A 2,723-nucleotide genomic window follows, 5' to 3' on the forward strand; every position below is an offset into this window, starting at 1 on the left:
AGTGCTCGTGCATGTCGGCGTGCTGCTCGCAGTCGTCGGCGCACGCGGCGCACGCGGTTCGGCACGCGTTGAGCTGCGCCTTGACCACCTCGAGGTTGCTGCCGGTCCGGCGGCTGAGCAGCGCCGCGGTGGCCGCGCAGACGTCCGCGCAGTCGAGATCGGTGCGGATGCAGTCGCGCAGATCTGCGACCGACTCCTCGGCCAGACAGGCGTCAGCGCACGAGGAGCAGATGGTCGCGCACGCCGCGGAGGCCTCGAGGGCCTCGGCGAGCAGCTCCACGTCGAGCCCGTCGGTCGGATTCGGATGGGACCTGATCATCTCGGAAGTGCTCATATGCCCACGCTACCGTTGTGGGCAGTCGTGTCAAGGCCGGCATTCGCGGTGGAATCCGCGAGATGAGGAGTGCGAGTGAAGCTGTCGATCGTCGACCTGGGGACCGTCGCACCGGGGAGCGCGGAGACCGATGCGTTGGCCGACTCCCTCGAGACCGCGCGCCACGCCGAAGCGGCGGGGTTCCACCGGATCTGGTTCGCCGAACACCATCTGAGCCGATCGGGTGCCTCGCACCACCCCGAGCTGCTCATCGCCGCGGCCACCACGCAGACCTCGCGTATCCGGCTCGGGTCCGGCGGGGTGCTGATGAACCACTACAGCCCGTTCAAGGTCGCCGAGATGTTCACCCAGCTCAAGGCGATGGCGCCGGGGCGGATCGACCTGGGCATGGGCCGCGCGACCGCCGGGCCGGTGATCGACCTGGCGCTCCAGCAGAACCGCGAGCAGCCGGCCCAGGTCAGCCACCAGCAGCAGCTCACCGAGACCCTCGCGTGGCTCTACGAGGACTTCCCCGAGGGCCACCCCTTCGCGGGTCATCCGCTGTCGGGCGCCCGTGCGTCCGGGGTGGGCGTGCCGCAGACGTGGATGCTGGGGTCGAGTCCGGCGGGCTCGGCGCTCGCCGGCGTGCTGGGGATCGGCTACACCTTCGCCGGGTTCATCAACCCGAACGGCTCCCTGTCCGCCCTGCGCACGTATCGCTCGATGTTCCAACCGCAGGGCCACGGGCTCGACCGCCCACGCGCGATGCTCGCCGTCAACGTCACGGTCGGGGAGGACCGTGAGGACGGACTGCGGCTGGCGAACTCGCCGAAGGGCTTCTACGCCCGACTCGGCCGCGCCGGCCGCGCGGCCGGTCAGGTCACCGTCCCGACGCCGGAGGAGGCCGCAGCGGAGATGAGCGACGACGAGCGGGACGAGCCGACACGCATCGTCGACGGGCGCTGGCCCCGCTTCGTGGCGGGCGGGCCCCACGACGTCCGGGCGACGCTCGAGCAGATGATCGACGAGACCGGCGCCGACGAGCTGATGGTCCAGGACCTCATCGCCGACCCGGTCGCCCGCCGACGGTCGCACGCCCTGTTGGCCGAGGCGTTCGGCTACCGGCAGCGGAGTCGGATCAGTCCACCTCCGGTGCCCACTGCACCCCGTTGATGTGCGCACCGCCGTCGACGAACAGGGTGTTACCGGTGAGGTAGCGGCTGGCGTCGCTCGCGAGGAACGCGGCGACCGAGCCGATGTCGTCGAGCGGATCGCCGACGCGGCCCATCGGGTTGGCGGCCGCCATACCCGCCGCCATCTCCGGGTTCGCCTCGGCCACGCGACGGTAGGCCTCACTCTGCGCGCCGGGGCAGATGACGTTGCAGCACACCTGGCGCGGCGCCCACTCGCGGGCGGCAGTCCGGGTGAGAGTACGCAGCGCCTCCTTGGCCGCGTTGTACTGCACCGAGTACATGTGGGCGTTGACGCCGTTGAGCGAGCACAGGTTGATGATGCGCCCGGTGCCGTGCTTCTCGAGCTCCGGCAACGCGGCCTGCATGGCCCAGAACGCCGCCATCACAGCCATGTCGAAGCCCGATCGGAGCTTCTCGTCGGTCATGTTCTCCAACCGCGCGAAGCCGGAGCCCTTCCACGCGTTGTTCACCAAGATGTCCAGTCGGCCGAAGCTGTCCACCGCGGTCCGGACCATGGCCAGGACCTGATCCTTCTCGGTGACGTCGGTGCGGACGAACTCGGCCTGCGCGCCCCACTCGTCGCGCAGCCAGGCGGCGGTCTCGGTGCCGGCGGGCTCGTCGATCTCGGCGACCACCACCGAGGCGCCCTCCCGGGCGAGCGCGCCCGCGATCCCGCGACCGATGCCCATCCCAGCACCGGTCACCACTGCCACACGTCCGTCGAGAGTTCCCATGCCCACCTCTAAGTCGGTTTCTTAATCGGCTGGAACAAGTTCTACTCGATAGCGGGGTGGGGCGTGCGGGGCTCGCCGGTCAGGCGCCGCTCCGTGTGCTGGCGGTGAGTGCGGGGGAGGCGATCAGTCGAGGTCGGGGCGTCGGCGATTGCGCTTGATCTCGGCGCGTCGACGCTCGTGCTGGAGCCGCCGGCGGCGCGAGCCGAGGGTGGGCCGGGTCGGCCTCCGCGGGAGCGGCGGTGCCACGGCGTCGCGCAGCAGGTCGGCGAGTTGCTGCCGTGCCGCCGCGCGATTGCGCCGCTGGGAGCGGTTCTCCTCCGCGGCCACGGTGAGGACGGAGCCCGACAGTCGCGCGGCGAGCGCGTGAAGGGCCCGGGTGCGCTGGGACTCGTCCAGGGCCGTCGTCGTGGCGAGGTCGAAGCTGAGCTGGACCCGCGAATCGGCGGTGTTGACGTGCTGACCGCCCGGGCCCGACGACCGGGA

4 protein-coding genes are annotated in these 2,723 nt (G+C 71.1%); 1 reads left to right on the forward strand and 3 read right to left on the reverse strand.

The genetic code is table 11. From position 1 onward, the window contains the following. Nucleotides 1-334, reverse strand: a 334-nt coding sequence (locus G6030_RS12400; RefSeq protein ID WP_182643325.1) for a four-helix bundle copper-binding protein, incomplete at its 3' end; no start/stop codon positions are given. 75 nt (nt 335-409) lie between these two features. Here G6030_RS12400 and G6030_RS12405 point away from each other — a divergent pair. Beyond that, a complete protein-coding gene (locus G6030_RS12405) occupies nt 410-1,486 on the forward strand; it encodes an MsnO8 family LLM class oxidoreductase (RefSeq protein ID WP_182643326.1) in 1,077 nt (358 codons plus the stop codon). Here G6030_RS12405 and G6030_RS12410 read toward each other — a convergent pair. Both G6030_RS12410 and arfB read right to left on the reverse strand, forming a co-directional pair. Next, a complete protein-coding gene (locus G6030_RS12410) occupies nt 1,452-2,240 on the reverse strand; it encodes an SDR family oxidoreductase (protein WP_182643327.1) in 789 nt (262 codons plus the stop codon). The two genes, G6030_RS12405 and G6030_RS12410, sit on opposite strands and share 35 nt — an antisense overlap. Before the next feature lie 123 nt (nt 2,241-2,363). Beyond that, the coding region (arfB, locus tag G6030_RS12415; RefSeq protein ID WP_182643328.1) for an alternative ribosome rescue aminoacyl-tRNA hydrolase ArfB at nt 2,364-2,723 on the reverse strand (360 nt) is incomplete at its 5' end.

Source organism: Dietzia sp. E1 (assembly GCF_014145015.1).
Lineage (GTDB): Bacteria > Actinomycetota > Actinomycetes > Mycobacteriales > Mycobacteriaceae > Dietzia > Dietzia cinnamea_A.